15 protein-coding genes are annotated in these 19134 nt (G+C 66.6%); 7 read left to right on the forward strand and 8 right to left on the reverse strand.

Annotation, left to right across the window (positions count from 1 at the left end):
- Positions 1–126 precede the first annotated feature (126 nt).
- The 4 genes from EIH27_RS07410 (at position 127) to EIH27_RS07425 (ending at position 5167) form a co-directional block, all read left to right on the forward strand.
- Entirely contained in the window at positions 127–1113 is a 987-nt protein-coding gene (locus EIH27_RS07410) for a 1,4-dihydroxy-2-naphthoyl-CoA synthase (RefSeq protein ID WP_241153028.1), read from the forward strand.
- Positions 1106–2515 (forward strand): AMP-binding protein, encoded by a 1410-nt coding sequence (locus EIH27_RS07415; RefSeq protein WP_124040349.1) that lies wholly within the window; start codon positions 1106–1108, stop codon positions 2513–2515. The genes EIH27_RS07410 and EIH27_RS07415 overlap by 8 nt, the downstream gene beginning before the upstream one ends.
- 424 nt (positions 2516–2939) lie before the next feature.
- Positions 2940–4103, forward strand: a complete 1164-nt coding sequence (locus tag EIH27_RS07420; RefSeq protein ID WP_124040350.1) for a RodZ family helix-turn-helix domain-containing protein — start codon at positions 2940–2942, stop codon at positions 4101–4103.
- Between the two features lie 317 nt (positions 4104–4420).
- Positions 4421–5167 (forward strand): hypothetical protein, encoded by a 747-nt coding sequence (locus EIH27_RS07425; RefSeq protein ID WP_124040351.1) that lies wholly within the window; start codon positions 4421–4423, stop codon positions 5165–5167.
- Positions 5168–5430: 263 nt separating this feature from the next.
- Here the strand turns inward: EIH27_RS07425 and EIH27_RS07430 are convergent, their stop codons facing one another.
- The 4 genes from EIH27_RS07430 to dnaK all read right to left on the reverse strand — a co-directional run bounded on the left by EIH27_RS07430 (position 5431) and on the right by dnaK (position 10092).
- Positions 5431–6033 carry a heat shock protein transcriptional repressor HspR gene (locus EIH27_RS07430; protein ID WP_124040352.1) on the reverse strand — a complete coding sequence of 201 codons (603 nt, stop codon included), beginning with the start codon at positions 6031–6033 and terminating at the stop codon, positions 5431–5433.
- A gap of 223 nt (positions 6034–6256) precedes the next feature.
- Positions 6257–7255 carry a DnaJ C-terminal domain-containing protein gene (locus tag EIH27_RS07435; protein WP_124040353.1) on the reverse strand — a complete coding sequence of 333 codons (999 nt, stop codon included), beginning with the start codon at positions 7253–7255 and terminating at the stop codon, positions 6257–6259.
- Between the two features lie 234 nt (positions 7256–7489).
- Positions 7490–8224, reverse strand: coding sequence for a nucleotide exchange factor GrpE (locus EIH27_RS07440; protein WP_124040436.1), 735 nt, complete (start codon positions 8222–8224; stop codon positions 7490–7492).
- Positions 8225–8226: 2 nt separating this feature from the next.
- Positions 8227–10092, reverse strand: a complete 1866-nt coding sequence (gene dnaK / locus EIH27_RS07445; protein WP_124040354.1) for a molecular chaperone DnaK — start codon at positions 10090–10092, stop codon at positions 8227–8229.
- 698 nt (positions 10093–10790) lie between these two features.
- Between dnaK and EIH27_RS07450 the strand changes: the two genes are divergently transcribed.
- The 3 genes from EIH27_RS07450 (at position 10791) to EIH27_RS07460 (ending at position 14215) form a co-directional block, all read left to right on the forward strand.
- Positions 10791–11921, forward strand: a complete 1131-nt coding sequence (locus EIH27_RS07450; RefSeq protein WP_124040355.1) for an ROK family protein — start codon at positions 10791–10793, stop codon at positions 11919–11921.
- Between the two features lie 266 nt (positions 11922–12187).
- Positions 12188–12691 carry a general stress protein gene (locus tag EIH27_RS07455; RefSeq protein WP_124040356.1) on the forward strand — a complete coding sequence of 168 codons (504 nt, stop codon included), beginning with the start codon at positions 12188–12190 and terminating at the stop codon, positions 12689–12691.
- 180 nt (positions 12692–12871) lie between these two features.
- Positions 12872–14215: a DUF4921 family protein gene (locus EIH27_RS07460; RefSeq protein WP_241153029.1), complete on the forward strand. Its 1344-nt coding sequence runs from the start codon at positions 12872–12874 to the stop codon at positions 14213–14215.
- A 227-nt stretch (positions 14216–14442) separates the two neighbouring features.
- Here EIH27_RS07460 and EIH27_RS07465 read toward each other — a convergent pair whose 3' ends face one another.
- The 4 genes from EIH27_RS07465 to EIH27_RS07480 all read right to left on the reverse strand — a co-directional run bounded on the left by EIH27_RS07465 (position 14443) and on the right by EIH27_RS07480 (position 19130).
- The gene (locus EIH27_RS07465) at positions 14443–15405 is read right to left on the reverse strand and encodes a GNAT family N-acetyltransferase (protein ID WP_124040357.1); all 963 of its coding nucleotides are present in this window, start codon (positions 15403–15405) and stop codon (positions 14443–14445) included.
- 280 nt (positions 15406–15685) lie between these two features.
- Positions 15686–16312: an ABC transporter ATP-binding protein gene (locus EIH27_RS07470; protein ID WP_241153030.1), complete on the reverse strand. Its 627-nt coding sequence runs from the start codon at positions 16310–16312 to the stop codon at positions 15686–15688.
- Entirely contained in the window at positions 16305–18065 is a 1761-nt protein-coding gene (locus tag EIH27_RS07475; RefSeq protein WP_124040359.1) for an ABC transporter permease, read from the reverse strand. The genes EIH27_RS07470 and EIH27_RS07475 overlap by 8 nt, the downstream gene beginning before the upstream one ends.
- A gap of 9 nt (positions 18066–18074) precedes the next feature.
- Positions 18075–19130, reverse strand: a complete 1056-nt coding sequence (locus EIH27_RS07480) for a thiamine ABC transporter substrate-binding protein (protein ID WP_124040360.1) — start codon at positions 19128–19130, stop codon at positions 18075–18077.
- Positions 19131–19134 lie beyond the last annotated feature (4 nt).

Consider the following 19134-nt stretch of genomic DNA (forward strand, 5'->3'; position numbering starts at 1 on the left):
AAACCCGTGCATGCCGCCGAAAAATTCGACACCGCCGGCCCGCACTTCGGCGTCGTACAAAAATCACGCCCAACCGCACCCAGCCCCGCCCTACCCGGGCGCACCCAACCCGGCTATTCTGGCGGCGTGCTATCACCACTGCCGAACAAAGTTTCTGATGTTTTTGACCCGCGCAAGTGGCGCTCCGTGGATGGCTTCCCGGATGCGGACGTCACCTATCACCGCGGTGTGGAGCGCACGTTCGCCGAAGACGGTACCGTGCTCACCGAACGCGATCTCCCGGTGGTTCGCATCGCCTTCAACCGGCCGGAGGTGCTCAACGCGTTCCGCCCGGAGACGGTGGACCAGCTCTACCGGGCGATCGACCACGCACACCTGACCATGGAGATCGGCACCGTCATCCTCACGGGCAACGGCCCCTCCCCGCGCGACCCCACCCAGTGGGCATTCTCCAGCGGCGGCGACCAGGCCGTACGTGGGGCGGACGGGTACCGGTATGGGGGTTCGTCGGACAAGGCGGAAAATAAGCGCACGCGGGACTCCGTGAACCCGGCCGTCCCGGGCCGTATGCACATTCTTGAGGTGCAGCGCCTCATGCGCACCTCGTCCATGATTTTCATCGCCGTTATTCCGGGCTGGTGCGTGGGCGGCGGCCACTCGCTCAACGTGGTGGCTGACCTCTCGATTGCCTCCCGCGAGCATGCACGCTTCCAGCAGCTGGATGCGAATGTGGGGTCCTTCGACGCCGGCTACGGCACCGCGCTCCTCGCCAAGCAGACGGGTGACAAGCGCGCCCGCGAAATCTTCTTCCTCGGCCAGGAGTACAACGCCGAGCAGGCCGAGCGCTGGGGTGTGGTCAACGCAGCCGTCACGCACATGGAGATTGAAAACAAGGCGCTGGAGTGGGCGCGCATCATGGCCACCCGCTCCCCGCAGGCGTTGCGCATGATGAAGTTCTCCTTCAACATGGCCCAGGACGGGCTGGCCGGCCAACAGGTGTTCGCCGGCGAGGCCACGCGCATGGCCTACTCCACCGCCGAGGGCCGGGAGGCCCGCGACGCCTTCCTCGAAAAGCGCCACCCGGACTTCCGCGATTTCCCGCACTATGCGTAACGGGGCTGAGGACCCCGGAACGAGCGAGGACAGCGCCGCCCGCTCGCATGGAGATAGCGAGGGCGGTACCCGGGACGACGTCGTCGCCCCGCACAGTACCGGAGCCGCGCCCCGGGATCGCGTAGTACACGCCGCGCCGCTGGTGATTCGCTGCGGGGAGGCGGATGATGCCGACCGCGTCGCCGAGGCCGTGCGCCGCTCGCTTCGGGCCTACCGCGCGGGTGAGCCGTTTCCGCCAATCTTCCCGGTCGGGCCGGAAACTGACCCGGCAAGCGCGAGCGCCGAGGTGGCCGCGCTTGGCTACCCCGCCGGCACCGCGCTCCTCATGCGGACATCCGGCTCCACCACGGGGACGGGCAAGATCGTGGCGCACGGCTGGGATTCGGTGCTAGCCTCCGGGCGGGCCACGGCGGCGGCGCTGCGCGGCCCGGGCGCGTGGACCGGCCATCTGCCGCTCTTCCACATCGCGGGCTTTCAGACGATTGTGCGCTCCGCCGTGGCCGGCGCGCCGACGCGGATGATTGACGCCTCGGCCGAGTCACTGGCCGCCTGGCTGCGGGAAATGGCGGACCAGCCGCACCGGTATGTGTCATTGGTGCCCACGCAGGTCATCCGGGCACTGGAGGATCCGGCGCTGCTGCGGCTGCTTGCCGGCACCACGATTCTGGTGGGCGGGCAGGCCATCACGCCGGCCACTCTGCGTGCCGCACGCGCGGCCGGGCTGGAAGTGGTCACCTCCTACGGCATGACGGAAACCGCGGGCGGCTGCGTGTACAACGGCCGGCCCATCGGTGACGTGCAGATTAGCCTCGACGCCGCCGGGCGCATTTCCCTGCGCGGGAGCGTGGTGGCGCGCGGGTACCTGGGCGGAATGGATCCGGACGCGTTTCTTCCGACGACGCCGCGCACCCACGTGACGAAAGATGTGGGGCGTCTCGTGGGTGCGCGGGAGAGCGCGCCGGTGGCTGGCGCGGGCGGTAGCGCGGGCGTCGGCCACGCGCCGGAGAGCTTGCAGGTGGTGGAGTTGGCCGGTGGCACGGAGCCGGGCGGCGCGCGGCTCGAAGTGCTCGGACGGGTGGATGACGCCATTAATACCCGCGGGCTGACCGTGATGCCCGCGCTGATTGAGGCGGCGCTGGCGGAACTCGGCGTGCCGGATGCGACCGTGGTGGGTGTGCCGGATGCTGAATCCGGCGAGGCCGTGGTGGCGGTGACGCCGGGCCCCGTGGATGGGCCCGCGCTGCATCGGGCGGTGAAGGCTCGGCTTGGCGCCGGGTGGGCCCCGGCCAGATTCGTGGTGCGGGCCGAGCTGGACCCGGCCTGGCGGGACGCCTGGCCACTAACGGATTCCGGCAAGGTGGACCGGCGTCAGGTGGCGAAGGCGGCGAGAAAGCTGGGGTAGCCGCCTGCGAGGTGGTCAGGTGCCGGTAGGAACTAGCCCCTGACAGCGCCCGCACCCTGCGGCCTCGTCCACCCGCGGCCTCGTCCACCCGCCGGCGGTGTGCCCGCCGCCTGATTCGCCCGGCCGTGGGGGTTTGCCCGGCGGGGTGGGCTGCTGAACGGTAAGGAATCTCTTCAGTTGACGGAAAACTTCCGGTTATGGGCCCGAATTAGCCCCCAAACCGGGCACTAGCCATCCACTCAAGAGAAAACCATCAACTCAGCGCACCCCTCCCGCCCCATCCACCCATCGCCGGGCACCGCGCTGGCTCATCCGCCCGGCCGCAGGGCACGCCGGTCCGGCGCCACTCATCGCCGGGCACCACGGGCCTGAATTCTGCGTCGCAGGTCACCTCCGACAGGTACGCTCAACTCAGGAGGTGCCCATGGCCAAACGCAAGCACAACCAACAGCAAGGCTCCGCGTGGGGCATCAGCGATTTTGACAGGAAAGGCACGTCGGCCTGGCAGGAACCCACCGCCTTCGACGGCCCGGACGCCAAGTGGCAAAGCCAGCAGGAGCAGGAATTGGACGCGACCGAAGCGCAGGCCGCGGGCCAGGCCGGTCAAAGCTCCGCGGGCCCGGGCAACCAGTCCTCGTACTCCGAGCGGTCCTGGCCGGTCGAGCCGTCCTCCGTCAACCTCCGCGGACCCGCGAGCGCGCCACCCGCCAGCCCGCAGACTGCTGGCACGCACACCGCCAGCCCGGTAAGCACGCCAAGCACGTACGCCGCGCCCACCGACTGGGCGACCACGGCACCATCGGCCGGTACACAGTTGGCCGCGACGCCGTCGGCCTACGGCCCCGCCGCTTCGGCGACTCCCACCTTTACCTCACCCACCAATGCGCCGGCCATGCCGCCCACCGCGCGGGCCGCCACGGCATCAGCCGCGTCCCCGGCCAGGCCCGCTACTCCTGCGCCCACCCCACCAGCCACTCAGCCGCCGTCCGCCGCCTCACCAAGCCCCGCCGCCTACGCGCCACCGACGCAGTTCCCCGCGGCCCGGCCCACCTCGGCGCCCGCGTCACCCACCGCGGCTTCCACCGAGGCCGCCGCACGCCTCGCGGAACCAGCCGCAGGCGAGCCCGCGACGTCGTCGAACAAAAAGAAGGCGAACAACAGCCAGCGCGTCACCAAAGCGCGGTCCCGCAAGCGCGCCAAGAATTCGATCACGCCGCCGACGAAGCCCGCGTCACCCGCACCCACGCCCGCACCCACGGGCACCACGCGCACGCTCGACCAGGTGATCCTCGCCCTCGGCCCCCAGCTCAAGCGGCCGCGCAACTTCCCCAAAGACCTGCCATTCCCCGATACCATGCCGCACACACGCGAGGCCGCCGACGAGCTCGCCCTCGCCGTCATCGCCTACCCGAGCCACTACGAGCGCGCGCTGCGCCACAACAATTTCGACACCAACGGCAAGCGGCTCACGTTCTTCGGCAAACTTGGGTATTACGCCTGGATGACCCTGTTCTGGAGCGTCTTCATTGGAGTCCCGCTCGTTATCTATCTCTTCTTCGCCTGGATCCTCCCGGACCCCAGTTTCTAGGCGTGGTCACGACGACGCCGGAGAAGCACGAGGCTGCGAAAGGCCGGGCTACTGGTTGCACGACGCCAAAGCGGTGCGGGTCTGCGCAGTCACGGTGGCCGCCGGGATCGCGGGCAGTTCGACGCCGGAGCACAGGCCTACGTAGTGGGCAGTGCGGACGGGTACCGATTCGACGCCGGTGCGCCGGGTACCTGCAACCCGGTGCCGAGCCACGGCGGGCGTTGCCTGATGCGTACCGGGGTCGAAAGTCGGCACCATGGATAGCGGCTGAGTTATGTGCACCGCATTCGCAGGTACGCTAAATCTGGGAGGCGCCGATGGGAAGAGAACACGGGCAGAATCGCCAGCAGGGCACATCGGACGTGAACAACTTTGGCGAGAAGGACATGCCGGGCCGGCAGAAGCCGGCCGCGAATGACGACGAGCAACGCTGGGAACAGCGGGAGCCCGAGCTGCAGGACCAGGCGAGCGCGCAGGACGTGGCGACCGCTGCGCCACTACCCGCTGCGGCGACGCCCACGGGGACGATCGCGCCTCGATCGACACCGGCAAGCCCGGCGCCGGGCGTATCTGCCACCGGCCAGACGGCTCTGCCCACTTACGGACAACCGGGAAACGGCCAACCGATGGGTGGCCAGCCGGCGGGCGCTCACACCGGCCAGGTGCCTGCCGCCCAGCCGGACGCAGGCGCTCAGTCAATGGGGGCTCGGCCCGATTCGCAGCCGGCCTCCGGCCAGCCACCCGTCACTCTGCCACCCGTCACTCAGCCGGCCGACGTCTCTGCCCCAGCCGGCTCCAAGCACCCCGCGTGGTGGCCGGCCGACGTGCCCTATCCGGATCCGGTGCCGACCTCGCAGACCGAACGCGAGGCCATTGTTGCCGTCGCCATGGAGCACCTGAAAGCGCAGAAGAAAGCCGAAGAGGAGGCACAGAAGCGGGAGGACACCGCCAAGAGTGATTCGAACACATCAGCACCGGGCGTGTTCGGCGGCTGCCTCATGGAGATCGCTCTCGTCGGCATCATCGGAATCGTGATGGCGATCATCGTCCACTTCATGCTGTAATCCCCGGCTGCCCGCCCCGGCGGGAACCAGGCCCCAGCCCAGCCTGGCAGCCGTGGCCCACCCGCAATGGGAACCACTATGGCTAGTGTGGATCATTACGCTAAGCGCCCCGACCCATCCGCCGTTCGCTACCGAGCCACCGGCAGGAACTGCCTACTGACGACACCCGCAACCCGCGGCCTTACCCAGTCGCCAGAACCAATCCAGCCGACAATCCAGCCGCCGGACCCAGCCCTACCGCCAGGCCCGACCCCACTGCCTGCCTACCTTTCGGTCCACACCACCAGTGCCGTGGAGTGCGTGAGCGGCCGAATCGCGTATCCGCCACGGTAGCGTCCGCCAGCGTTGGCGTTTCTGCCTGCGTTGAAATTCCCGCCGACATCACTCGCCACATCAGCCCCGCTAGCCTCAGCAGCCCCACCAACACCACCAGCGGCCCCGGCATCTGCGTCCATGCCACCGCGCAGCAGTTCGCGCAGTTCCTCGCGGGTTTCCGCCACGCGCACGTCTCCGCGCGGCCCGGCTGCAAAGACCCGCCGCGCCCTCCGGTCGATCGCCTCCAGTTGCGCCTCCCGCGCCCGCAGCCGCGCCCGCGTCCGCTCGAGCGTGCGCTGCAGCCGCTCCAGCTCCCCTTCGAGTTCGAGAATCCGCGCAATACCCGCCAGCGAAATGCCCTCATCCTGGCTCATCTTCTGCACGCGCTGCAACTTTTCGACGTCCCGCAGCGAGTACCTGCGCCCGCGCCCCGCCGTGCGATGCGCCTTGACCAGTCCCAGCCGGTCATACTGCCGCACGGTCTGAGGGTGCATGCCCGCCAGCTCGGCCGCCACGGAAACGGTCAGCACCGCCGCATCTCTCGCCGTCATGGTCCCCCTTCCGCGCGGATCGCGCTTGTTGTTACGTTCTGTTCAATTCTGTCCGACGCCGTAGCCACCCTCCGGGACCCGGTTCGCCCAGGCTTTCGGTCCGGCGGGCTCCCGAGGCCTGGTGCCGACGTCGTCGTCGCCAGTTAGTACCCGAAGCCCGCGGTACTAGCTAAACCGGCACAGGGCCGGGCGAACCGAAACCTGCTCGCCCGGCCCTCAGCCCTTAGCTGGCCGCCATGCGCCGAAAATCAGCGCGCGGGTCCGCCTCCGCCGTGGCCGCAACGAAGGCGCGGACAGCCTCGGTGGCGTCGCGCCCCATCTTGCGAGGCACCACCACCTTGAGCCGAACATACAGATCCCCGGCTTTGCCGCCCGAGCGCTGCGCCGGCACACCGTGCCCGCGCACCCGCAGCAGCTTGTCCGTGGAGGACCCGGCCGGCACGCGCACGCGCACCGATCCGCCGTCAAGCGTGGGCACATCGACGTCGCCACCGAGCGCCGCTTCACCGAAGGAGACCGGCACGTTCACGTAGATGTCGCGCCCGCGCATCTCATACACGGGGTGCTTCTCCACGTGGACGGTGATGATGATGTCCCCGTTCGGCCCACCGTTGGCACCCGGCGCACCCTTGCCGCGCACGCGGATCTTCTGGCCGTCCTCCACGCACGCGGGCACCCGCGCCGTCAGCGAATGACCGTTGGCATTGAGCTTAACCGTGGTGCCGGAAACCGCCTGCCGCAGCGGCAGAGACACGGAGGCGTGCTGATCCTGCCCACGCTGGGCCTGCGGTTGCGCCTGGAAGCCGAAACCTCCCTGGTTGCCGCCGCGCCCCGTGAACATCTGAAACACGTCGTCGAAGCCGGCACCGCCGGAGCGGAACGTGGTGCGCCCCGCGCCGCCTCCCCCAAACATCTGGGAGAAGATGTCGTCAAAGCCGCCATTGTTGCCGCCACCGCCGGCCGTGAAACGCGCTCCGCCGCCACCCAGCGCACGGATCGCGTCATATTGCTTGCGCTGATCCGGATTGGAGAGCACGGAGTAGGCCTCGCCGGCCTCCTTGAACTTCTCCTCCGCGGTGGTATCACCGGGATTACGGTCCGGGTGATACTTGCGGGCGAGCTTGCGGTAGGCCTTCTTGATCTGCTCCTGCGAGGCGTCCTTTGATACGCCCAGCACTTTGTAAAAATCCTTAGAAATCCAGTCCTGACTCGCTCCAGCCATCTCTCACCTCCTTACGACGCCGAACGCCACGCCCAGCGCCGCCCTTTATCCCGATTCCACCTGCCGCTAGCGGGTGCCGAACAGGGCGCCCGGCACCCGCTAGCGGACATGCGGCATAGCGCCACACATGCCGAAGACCGCGCGGCGCCGACCCGTACCCGGCAGACGCAGCGCGGCGCATACCATCCGCGTCCCGCCGCCCCGTGTCAGCCACGGCGCCGCCCGGCATTGTGGTTACTCCTCCGGGGACACAACGCCCACGCGTGCCGCACGCAGCACCTTGCCATCCACCTTGTAGCCCGGCTGGACCACCACCTCCACGGATTCCTCGGTGGCGTCCGGGGAGGTGCGGTGCATGAGTGCCTCATGGATGGCCGGATCAAACGGATCCCCGGCCGCCCCGAACCGCTCCAGCTTGAAGTTGGAGAACAGCGTGTTTTCCAGGTTTTCGGCGATGAGCGACACGGCGCCATCATCCAGATCCCCGTGCTGACGAGCCAGCTCCACCGAATCCAGCACCGGCAGGAGCGCCTCAAGCACCTTATTAATACCGTGTAGGCGCGCCTCGGACTGCTGGGACTTGGACCGCTTGACGTAGCCGTTGTACTCGCGCTGCAGGTTGTAGAGGTCAGCATTATGCTGCTTCGCCTCGGCCTCCAGCTTGGCCACGGTTTCCAGCGCTTCGGTGAGCGGATCGGCTGCTAGCTGTTCCGCCGCAGCCGACGCCGCATCATCCGCCCCGGATTCACCCGCGCTAGCGGGTGCATCGGCCTGCGTGGCGTCGGGGTTGGCGGCCGCGGCGGGAGCCGAATCAGCGGAATCTGCCGCGGAGGAATCCGGCCCCGCGGCGGGAGCGGACGTCGAACCGCTGTCCGCTCCCGCCGCGCCGGCGTCGTGCGAAGCGCCCGGAACCCCGGAACCCGAGTTAGGCGGAGTGCCCGCGGCTGCCGCCCCGTTTAACTCCTCCATACTCACTTGTTCTCCTTGTTGTCATCGTCATCCACAACCTCAGCGTCCACGATGTTGTCATCAGAACCCGAGGCCGCACCATTCGCCTGCTCCGAGGACGGCGCCGCCTGCTGCGCCTGCGAGTAAAGCTCCTGGCCAATCTTCTGGGACGTCTTGTTCAGCTCGTCGAGCGCGGCACGCACCTCGTCGGTGTTGTCCGTGCCCTTGAGAGCCTCCTTCACCTTGTCTACAGAAGCCTGTACTTCGTTCACCACGGCGTCGGACAGCTTGGACTTGTTCTCCTCCATCAGATGCTCGATGGAGTAGACCGTCTGCTCGGCCTGGTTGCGGGTATCCGCCGCCTCGCGGGCCTTCTTGTCCTCCTCCTCATGCTCCTGAGCTTCCTTCACCATCCGGTCAATCTCATCCTTGGACAGCGCCGAGCCGCCCGTGATGGTCATGGACTGCTCCTTGCCCGTGGACTTGTCCTTCGCGGAGACGTGGACAATGCCGTTCGCATCGATGTCAAACGTGACCTCGATCTGCGGCACGCCGCGCGGAGCCGGGGCAATACCCGTCAGGTCAAAAGTGCCCAGCGCCTTGTTATCCCGGGTGAACTGACGCTCACCCTGGAACACCTGGATGGACACCGACGGCTGGTTATCCTCCGCCGTGGAGAACACCTCGGAGGCCTTCGTGGGGATGGCCGTGTTGCGCTCAATGAGCTTGGTCATCACGCCACCCTGGGTCTCGATGCCCAGCGAAAGCGGCGTCACATCAATGAGCAGCACATCCTTGCGGTCACCGGTGAGCACACCAGCCTGCAGCGCAGCGCCCACGGCCACCACCTCATCCGGATTCACGCCCTTGTTCGGCTCGCGGCCGCCGGAGAGTTCCTTGACCATCTCCACCACGGCCGGCATACGGGTGGAACCGCCCACCAGCACCACGTGGTCAATGTCGCTCACCTTGATGCCCGCATCGCGGATCACGTTCTGGAACGGCGTGCGCGTACGCTCCAGGAGATCCTTCGTCATCTCCTCGAACTTGGCGCGAGTGAGGGTCTCATCCACGTGGATAGGACCGGACTCGCTCATCGAAATGTAGGGCAGGGAAATCTGCGTGGAGGTGGAGGCGGACAGCGCAATCTTCGCCTTCTCCGCGGCCTCCTTCAGACGCTGCAGCGCGATCTTGTCCTTGGAAAGATCCGCACCGGAAGCAGCCTTCACCTGGCCAACCAGCCAGTCCACGATCCGCTGATCCCAGTCATCGCCACCCAGGTGGTTATCGCCGCTGGTGGCCTGCACCTGGATGGTGGAGAAATCATCCTCATCCTTGCCGACCTCCAGCAGGGACACATCAAACGTGCCGCCGCCCAGGTCGAACACCAGGATGGTTTCATCCTCCTTGCCCTTCTCCAGGCCGTACGCCAGCGCCGCCGCCGTGGGCTCGTTGACAATACGCTTGACGTTGAGGCCGGCGATCTTGCCCGCATCCTTCGTGGCCTGACGCTGGGCGTCATTGAAGTAGGCCGGCACCGTGATGACGGCGTCCGTCACCTTTTCGCCCAGGTAGCTCTCCGCGTCCTTCTTCAGCTTCTGAAGCACGAAAGCGCTAATCTGCTGCGCGTTGTAGTCCTTACCGTCAATGGTCACCTTCCAGTCCGTGCCCATGTGACGCTTCACCGAGGCGATAGTGCGATCCACGTTCGTGACGGCCTGACGCTTGGCGACCTCACCCACCAGGACCTCACCGTTCTTGGAGAAACCCACCACGGACGGGGTGGTGCGCGAACCTTCCGCGTTCGCGATCACCGTAGGCTCCGAGCCCTCCAGCACAGACACCACGGAGTTTGTAGTACCCAGATCAATTCCAACTGCACGCGTCATTACATTTCCTCCCAAAGTTCCTCGGCCTTGCGGCCAGCCATTCAAGTGTGAACCACCGGAGAACTTATGTCCAGCCGGCTGGCCTCTTCTTGAGTCCACCTAGCTCAACTTCGGGAGGGGTGATTCTATTCCCGGGCAGCACGTGCAGGTAGGCGGGGCGCAGGTGCAGGTAGGCGAGTCCGCGAGCGGGGGAGTGAGTGGATGAGTAAGTGGATGAGTGAGTGAGCCGGCGAGTGGGTACGGCGAGTAGGCCAGCGAGTCCGCGAGCGGGGTGGGCAGGTGGGTGGCGTGGCGCGTATTCGTGGGCACAGCACCATTTTCCGACGACGTCGAACGCAGCACGCTACCCTCCACTCTTTCCGGGCGCCTCACTGTGGCAAGCGGGAGGCCCCGGTGGGGAATCACGCGCCGACCAGGGAGCGCGCCGGGTGCTCTACCCACCGTGGAGACCTCACAGCCCAATCTCCTCGCCCGCACGGCCCGCCCCGCCCGAGTCGCCCGCTGAACGGTAAGAGGACTCTTGAGTTGACGAAAAACTTCCGGTTTCAGGCCCTCCCAAGCCCCCAAACCGGGCACTGAGCATCAACTCAAGAGAAAACCATCCACTCACCACGCCCCACCGACCCATCCACCCGCCGCCAAGCAACCCGCCGCCCGGTCCCATCACATTGTCGGGCCGCGAGTGAGAGAATTCCGCCATGAGCAGCACTACCGCCACTTCCACGAACTCCACAGCGGCCAACCCAGCCGCTGCCACCTCCACCGCAAACCCCGCCGCTGCCATCCCGGCGCCCGACTCCGCGATCACCATCGGCGTCGACATCGGGGGCACGAAGATCGCAGCGGGTGCCGTCACCGCCGACGGCACCATCCTCGAGCGCCTCCGCGTCCCCACCCCCACCGAGTCAGGCGCGGCCATCGCCGCCGCGGTGTCTGACCTGGTCCGCCGCCTTACCAGCAACCTCGGCACCCCAGCCTCCTCCGCCACCCCAGCCACTTCCTCAGTAACCCCCGCATCCACTCCCACGGCGGTGGGTATCGGATCGGCCGGTTTCGTGGGTGCGGACCGCAACACCATCTCGTTTGGACCGAACAACCCCTGGCACGGCGAACGCCTCGGCTCGCTGGTGAGCGAAGGGACGGGGCTGCCCGTCGTCGTCGAAAATGATGCGAATGCGGCAGCCTGGGGTGAGTACCGCTTTGGCGCCGCGGCGGGATCCCGTTCTGCCGTGGTAGTGACGCTGGGCACGGGCGTGGGCGGCGGCGTGATCCTGGACGGTCAGCTGATCCGCGGAGCGAACGGATTCGCCGGCGAGATCGGGTATATTACGCTCTCGGAGAACGGGCCACTGTGCGGATGTGGGCGCCGCGGATGCTGGGACATGATGGGCTCCGGCCGCGCGCTCATCCGTTACGCCACGGACCGCCTCGCAGCGAATCCGGCCGCGGGTAGGCGGGTGCTTGAGCTCTCCGGCGTCACCGAGCCGCTCGCGGAGATCCCCACCCCCTCGCCGATTAAGGGCACGGCCATTACCGCAGCCGCGACCGAAGGGGACCCGCTGGCACTCGGCGCTTTTGCGGATCTTGGTCACTGGAATACGCGCGGCATCGCAACGCTGGTGGCCATGGTGGATCCTGAGGTTGTGGTTCTGGCGGGCGGAGTCGCCGAGGCGGGCCGCGTGGTGCTGGATCCCGTGGTAGCCGGCCTTCCCGCAGAATTGCCCGCCACGGAGTTCCGCACGCTTCCGTCGGTTCGCCTTGCCACGCTGGGGAACGACGCCGGACTGGTCGGCGCCGCCGATCTGGCGCGGTCCGCCCTCGCACGGTAGGGGGTTGGGTGAGGTGCCGGGCGCGGGTTCGGTGCCGGGTGCGGGGCGTCGCTGAACGGTAAGGGAATTCTTCAGTTGACGGAAAACTACCGGTTTCGGGCCCAGATCAGCCCCCAAACCGGGCACTGAGCATCAACTCAAGAGAAAACCATCAACTCAACAGCGCCCTAACAGCTCGGCGGCGAATCCGCCCGACCGGGCCCGTCACGCGCTCCGCGAAGAGACTGATCCCGGAATCTGTCGGCACGGATCGATATGGTTGGACTATGACTATGAACACAGGGCCGGCGGCCGGCCGCCCGGGCAACCTCGCGGACGCCCGGGATTACCGAGTAATTGACGAGGTGCGCTCATACGAGCAGGCGGAGCATGAGATTGACACGCTCTCCGACGCCGGGTTCCCCGTGGAGAACACCCGCATTGTGGGCGTCAACCTAGAGCAGGTAGAGCAGGTAACAGGCCGCTTATCCGTGGCAAAAGCGGCAGCCTCTAGCGCGCTGGGCGGTGCATCTTTCGGACTGTTCGTGTCTCTCTTCTTCCTACTTTTCACCCCGTCCATCAGCTACTGGCGCGTACTCCTCTTTGGCGTGCTAGCCGGTGCCATTTTTGGCGCTGTCTACGGTGCCATCGTTCAGGCCATGCAAAGCGGCCGGCGTGACTTCGCCTCAGTGCGGAGCCTGGTGCCTAATAGCTACGAGATCCAGGTGCGCTCACAGCATGTCAATGAATCAATTGCCATTCTTCAGGAGGCCGGCATTCTGGCGGTTTAGCAGTGCGAATAGCGAACAGCCTGGCTGGTCTCGCAGTACGAATAATCCGGCTGAGCAGTGCGAATAGTCTCGCGGTTTAGCAGCGTGAAGAAGTGGGCGCCGAACAGGCACAGCCGCCTGAGCCCCACAGTTAGCCACCATCAATACCCGGCGCCAGGAGCGCCATGAAAGAAGAACATCGTGGATCCTCGAATCGCGCAACCACTCACCACCCTCGCGGACGGCACCATCAAGCAGATCAATCCATTCTCCGGCACAGAGGTATGGACGGTACCGGGACGCGCGGATAGGCCTATCGAACTCGAAGATGAGCACGTGCTCACCCTGGATACACGGGAGGATGGTTCGCCGCGGCAGGATTACTGTGCCTTCTGCGCAGATCGGGTGCTGGAAACGCCGCCGGAAAAGGCACGCGTGGTAGGTAACCCGGATACCGGCGCCTACCGCATTCGCCAGGACACCCCCGTGGATAATCTGGCGGATCCGTGGGATTTCCGGCGCATCGGCAATCTGTTTGAGATTCTGCCCTACTCCTACTGGACCACGAATTACGGCTACCAGATGCCGCACGCCAAACGCGCCCGCATGGACCAGTACGTGGCGGATCCGGCCGGTCGGGCCCACGTTCTCTCCGTTCTCCGCAATAAGGCTCGCGCCGCACACATAACGCGCGAACAGTGGGATGCGGAGGATGAACACGCCCATCTCGAAGATGCAGCACCGTTTTTTGGCGGCGGGCATGACGTCATTGTGGCACGGCGGCACTACGTTGACGGCGCCACCAATTCGGCTCAGCGCGCCTCCTCCGGCACGCTCACTTCGAATGAGCACTACTGGTACTTCGCGCTCACCGTAGACGCCATGCATGATCTCTACGAATCCAACCGCTATGTCCGCTACGTGCAGGTATTCCAGAACTGGTTGAAGCCCGCCGGCGCTTCCTTCGGCCACCTGCATAAACAGCTGGTAGCCATTGACGAGTGGAGCGGGGACGCCCGGTCCGAAGTGCTGCGCCTGCGTGAAAACCCTAACCTCTACAACGAATTCGGCCCGAACTATGCGTCGTATCAGAACCTCGTCGTAGCCGAGAACGAGCATGCCGTAGCCTTCGCTGGTTTCGGCCACCGCTACCCCACGCTTGAGGTGTGGTCCCGCTCCGAGGCCACCCAGCCGTGGGAGCACACGCCCGCGGAGCTCCGCGACGTCTCGGATCTTGTGCACGCCATGCACGCCGCCACCGGCCCCGCCGTCCCCGTGAACGAGGAGTGGTACTCACGCCCCATCGATCAGACTGAGCCTGCCCCGTGGCGCGTGCTCCTCAAGTGGCGCGTGTCCACGCTAGCCGGGTTCGAGGGCGGCACAAAGATCTACGTGAACACCATCGACCCGGGCGGGGTGCGGGACCGAGTCGTGCCGCGGCTACTGGAGCTGCGTGCCGAAGGCAAACTGGCCTCCGGCATCAATATCGGCACCGAGTGCACGAACCGGCTCAACTCACTGCGCTACGTCGACGCACCGCAGTAGGTGCTCTCCGGTGCCGCAAAGCGCAAATCTGCACACGACGCCTGCATGCATGGTCAGCCGGTGCCGCGAAGTGCAAGCAGCTACTGCCGAAATCCCGCGAGGCACAGATAGTTGACGGCTGAGTCCCGCGCCAGGCGCCCAGCCCGCTAGATACCTCGAATCCCTCAGGCACGCGGGGGCTATCCTGTGCCGCCCGGCCCAGTCCAGCCCGGAACTTACCGCATGCCTTACCGCACCGCGTAGCTTTCGCGCGCACGCACAAACCCGGCGGAGGTAAAAATCTGCTCGGCATGGGTATTGGTGGCTACAAGCGGCACGGACATGAACGTGATGCCCTCCAGGATGAGGCTGGAAGAGAGCGCCGAGAGTGCCGCACGTGTCATGCCGCGGCCCTGAAACTCGGGGTACACCAGGAGATTCCAGATCCGGACGCGCCCGCCGTCCGTTTCAGCCCATAGTCCGCCGGCCACGCGCCCGTCCGCCACGATGGAGAGCAGCAAATGGCCGGGGGTGGAGACGCCGTCGGGCAGCTTGCGGTCCGCCCGCGCCCGCGCCCGCACCGCAAGCTCCCGGTGCGACGTGCCCGGATGCGTTGCCTCCTGCTGGGCAGCCAGTTCCTCCGCCGTCACCCGCAGGAAATCATAGAGGTCCACTGACGACATAGCGCGCAGGCTCACCGTGGAGCTGTGATGCTCATGCCAGGTGATGGCCGGCAACTGCGCCACCAGCTCCATGGACTTCAGCCGCGCATCGACGGCCCCCGCCAGCGCCGTGGAGGCCGCATCGCCGCGGAACCGGGAAAACTGCAGCTCTCCACCCGGCGCGGTAGCCACCGCCACACCGGCGGAACCAGCCAAACCCTCCCTCTGTACGACGCCGCCAGACGCACGCGAGCCCACCGGCACCTCTGCTGCTGCCAGCCGGTGCGTAAGCTCCGCCCATTCGGCCGGATCATCAATGTCCACGGCGCAGATCTTGCCGGGCATATACCAGAGCCAATGGCCCGCTTCATCCAGAAACACGCGCGCGCCACGCGGTAGCCCCGCCGTAAAACGCCGGAGTTGCCTACTTTCCAATTGACGCGCAAGCGCCTTATCCACCAGCCCCGCCTGGCATCGCACATGCGCCATACGCGCGGAGGCACGGACAGCCCAAGAGCGCACTTCGGTTGGTCGGATCTCACGGATCATGCCGACCAGTCTAATGCAGGCAAGGTCCAAGGTCCCCGGAACATGAATGTTGGGCGACGCTACACACTCGGCCCACCGCACTGGCTTCTCCACTTACCTACCGGACCCGTGAACGCAAGTACGCGAGTGCTGCTACACACACCGCGTACCTGGCACCGGACACCTACGGAGTAAAAGTGACGCCGGAGCCACGCCGCCTATGTGAGCGCACGCCCGCAAAGAATGCACATAGGACAGAACGCCCCGTACGTACGGTCCCGCCACGACGTCGTCCCAAAGCTCAGTCCACGAAACGACCGGCATCCATGTGGAGCACGCGGTCACCGACGACGCCGGCTTCGTCGCGATTGTGCGTCACGTAGAGCGCGGTGGTGGACGTGTCCGCAAGGATGCGGCGGACGATGCGGGCAAGATCCATGCGGAGGTCCTCGTCAAGAGCGGAGAGCGGCTCATCAAGCAGGAGCACATCCGGGCGCGCAGCGAGCGACCGCGCCAGGGCGACCCGCTGCGCCTGCCCGCCGGAAAGCGTCTGAACACGCCGGTCCGCGAAGCCCGCAAGGTCGATCAGCTCAAGGTAGCGGTCCACGTTCACGTGCCTGTCGCCGTAGGCGATGTTCTGGCCCACGGTGAGATTGGGGAAAAGCTGCCCGTCCTGGAACACCATGCCGACGCCGCGCTTGTGCGTCGGCACACGCGTCACGTCCCGCACGTGACCGTTCGCGGCGGACACGCGAACACGTCCGCCGCTCGTCTCGAGGCCTGCCACACCCCGCAGCAGGGAGGACTTGCCGCAGCCGGACGGGCCCAGGATCACGGCGATCTGGCCGGTCTCCACGCGCAGGCTCACGCTGTGAACGGCCTCAAAACCGTCCGCGTAGGCCACACTGAAATCCTCAAGCTCAAGCACGCTGATTCCTTTCCATTCCGTGCGGCGCGCGTTCCAGCACATCGCCGGCACGCTGCACATCACCGGCCATATCAGAGAGCAGCACCACCAGCCCGGCCAGCACCGCGAGCACCACGGCCGCCGCCATGGCCATCCCATAGTTCTGGCTGCCGGGACGGCCGAGCAGTTTAGCCACCAGCACGGGAAGCGTTTCCGAATCCGCCGTAGCCAGGAACGAGGTGGCGCCGAACTCGCCCAGTGAGATCGCGAAGGCGAACCCGGCGGCCACCCCGAGCCCGCGCCACATGGCTGGCAGGTCCACCGTGGCCATGACTCGCCACGGGCTTGCGCCCAGCGTGGCAGCCGCCTCCCGCAGGCGCAGATCAATAGCCAGCAGTGTGGGCGAGACGGCCCGCACCACCAGCGGCGTGGCCACCAGCGCCTGGGCCACCGGGATCAGCATGGAAGGCTCCGACACCCGCAGCCGCAAGGTAATAAAAATGCCAAAACCCAGTGTCACGGCGGAAATACCTAGCGGGGCAAGTGCACCGGCGTCGAGCAGGCGCTGGCACCACCGCCCAAACCCGGACCGCGCCGGACGTACGGCCGCCACCACTACAAGTAGGCCCACAGCCAGGGCCAGCAGGGCGGCCTCCGCACCGATGCGCAGGGAATTAACCATCGCCTCCGCGGGCGTGACACCGGCGTTGAACGTGCCCGGCGTCACCAGGTCCACGTAATTCGCCACCGTCCACGCCCCACCGCGGTGGAAGGAGGCCACGATCAGGCTGATGATCGGCGCGGCCACCAGGCCCACCACGAAGATCAGCGTCATCGCCACGGCGGGAATGGCCGCGCGACCTGGACGCCGCGCACGGCGCGAACCCAGTTTGAGCCCCACCTCGGTGCGACGCGTCGCTATCCCGCTCACCCAGATGGCCACCAGCACAATGACAGCCTGAAGTAGCGAGAGTACAGCGGCCGCCGGCAGATCCAGGAACGTGGTGGTTTGAATAAACACCTCGGTTTCCAGCGTCCCGTAGCCGGGCGTACCCAGCGTGACCACCAGGCCGTACGAGGTGGCACAGAACAGGAACGCCAGCGAGGCGCCAGCCGCAATTGCGGGCACCAGCTCGGGAAGCGTTACCGTCAGAAAAGCACGCGCCGGTGAAGCACCGAGTGTGGCCGCAGCCTCCTCATGCGGAGGCAGTTTTTCCCACACGGTACCGGTGGTGCGCGCCACCACAGCCGCGTTGAAGAACGCCATCGCGCACACCACGGCGGCATTGGACTGGCTGAGCCCCAGCGCACCGTAGGGGCCGGCGGGGTCAAAAAGAGCGCGGAAGGCACCACCCACCACCACGGTGGGCAGTACAAAGGGAATCATGGCGGCGGCGCGCGCCACCCGCCGCCCGGGAAACTCCAGCCGGTAGAGCACAAAGGCCAGTGGCACGCCGAAAAGAACCGATGCGGCGGTCCCGGCGAATGCCAGCCACACCGTCTGCCAGGCGACCCGCCAGGTGCGGGCTGCCGAAAGGTTCGTGAGGAACCGGCTAGCGTCCAGGCCGCCACCCTCACCCATCACCCCGCGCACCAGCATGGCCAGGATGGGCCACACAAAGAACACGGCGAGGAACAGGGCGGCCGCCACCCCGGCAAGCACCCGCACGGCCGGCACCCACACCGGCCGCGGGGGCGCCTGAACCGAATGCGGCTGTGCCTGAACCGTCTGCACCTGCCGCGCACGCCGTGTTTCCCGCGCGGAATCGCTCATTACCACTGATTACTGGTCGGTGGCCTCGCGCCACATGCTGATCCACTGCTTGCGGTTTGCGCCCGCCTCCTTGGGGGTGAGCTCCACGGGATCCGTCGGCGCCGGAGCCAGCTTGGCCCAGCTGTCAGGCAGCGGCACGTCCGCCACCGGATACATGTACATATTCTCCGGAATGGACTTCTGCACGTCGTCGGAGAGCATGAAATCGATGAACGCCTTCGCACCCTCGGGGTTCTTGGCGCCCTTGAGCACGGCGGCGTACTCCGTCTGCTGCACGGCGGTACCCGGCACATTCACGTTGTTGCCGCCCTCAGCCGGCGAGGAGGAGTAGGACACCACCAGCGGGTAGTTGCCCTTCCCGTCCGCGCCCGAGAAATCCGTGTAGTAGGCGTCCTGCCAGCCGGCCGCCACCCGCGAGCCGTTAGCGATGAGCTGCTGCCAGTACTTCCCGGCCGCCGTATCCACCGTGGCGTTATCCGTGTTGCCATTGAGCGCCTTCACGCTGCCCGCCAGGAACGCGAGCCCCGGGGAGGAGGCGGCCGCGTTCTCCGTCACCAGCAGCTTTGCGTACTCCGGCTTGGCCAGGTCCGCAAAACCGTTAGGCACGGCCAGATTGTGCTCATCAAAGTAGGTTTTGTCCGCGTTGACCTGCACGAAGCCATCGTCGATCGGGTTGAGTTGTCCCTCCACGGCCTCGCGCCCCTTGGGCAGCGCCGGCGACTGGTAATCCTCCAGCACACCCGCATCCACCGCCTGGTACGCCGAGAACGTATCGATGCCGTACACGGCGTCGGCGCCCGGCTTGCCGTCCGCCAGCACCAGCTGGTTGACCACCGTACCGGCATCCCCCGGCGAGGTGGTCTTCACCGTGTAGCCGCTCTCCTGCTCGAACTTCTTGATGAGATCATTGGGGACATTAAACGAATCGTGGGTCATCACCGTGACCACGCCACCGTTACCGGAGCTTGCGCTTGCACTGGCCGAACCGGCCGCGCCGCCGGTCCCTGAGCAGCCCGCGAGCGCCAGCGCTCCCGCGGCAAGTAGTGATGTGATGCGGAATTTCATTGTT

Origin of the sequence: Neoactinobaculum massilliense (assembly GCF_900604955.1) — a bacterium.
Lineage (GTDB): Bacteria > Actinomycetota > Actinomycetes > Actinomycetales > Actinomycetaceae > Neoactinobaculum > Neoactinobaculum massilliense.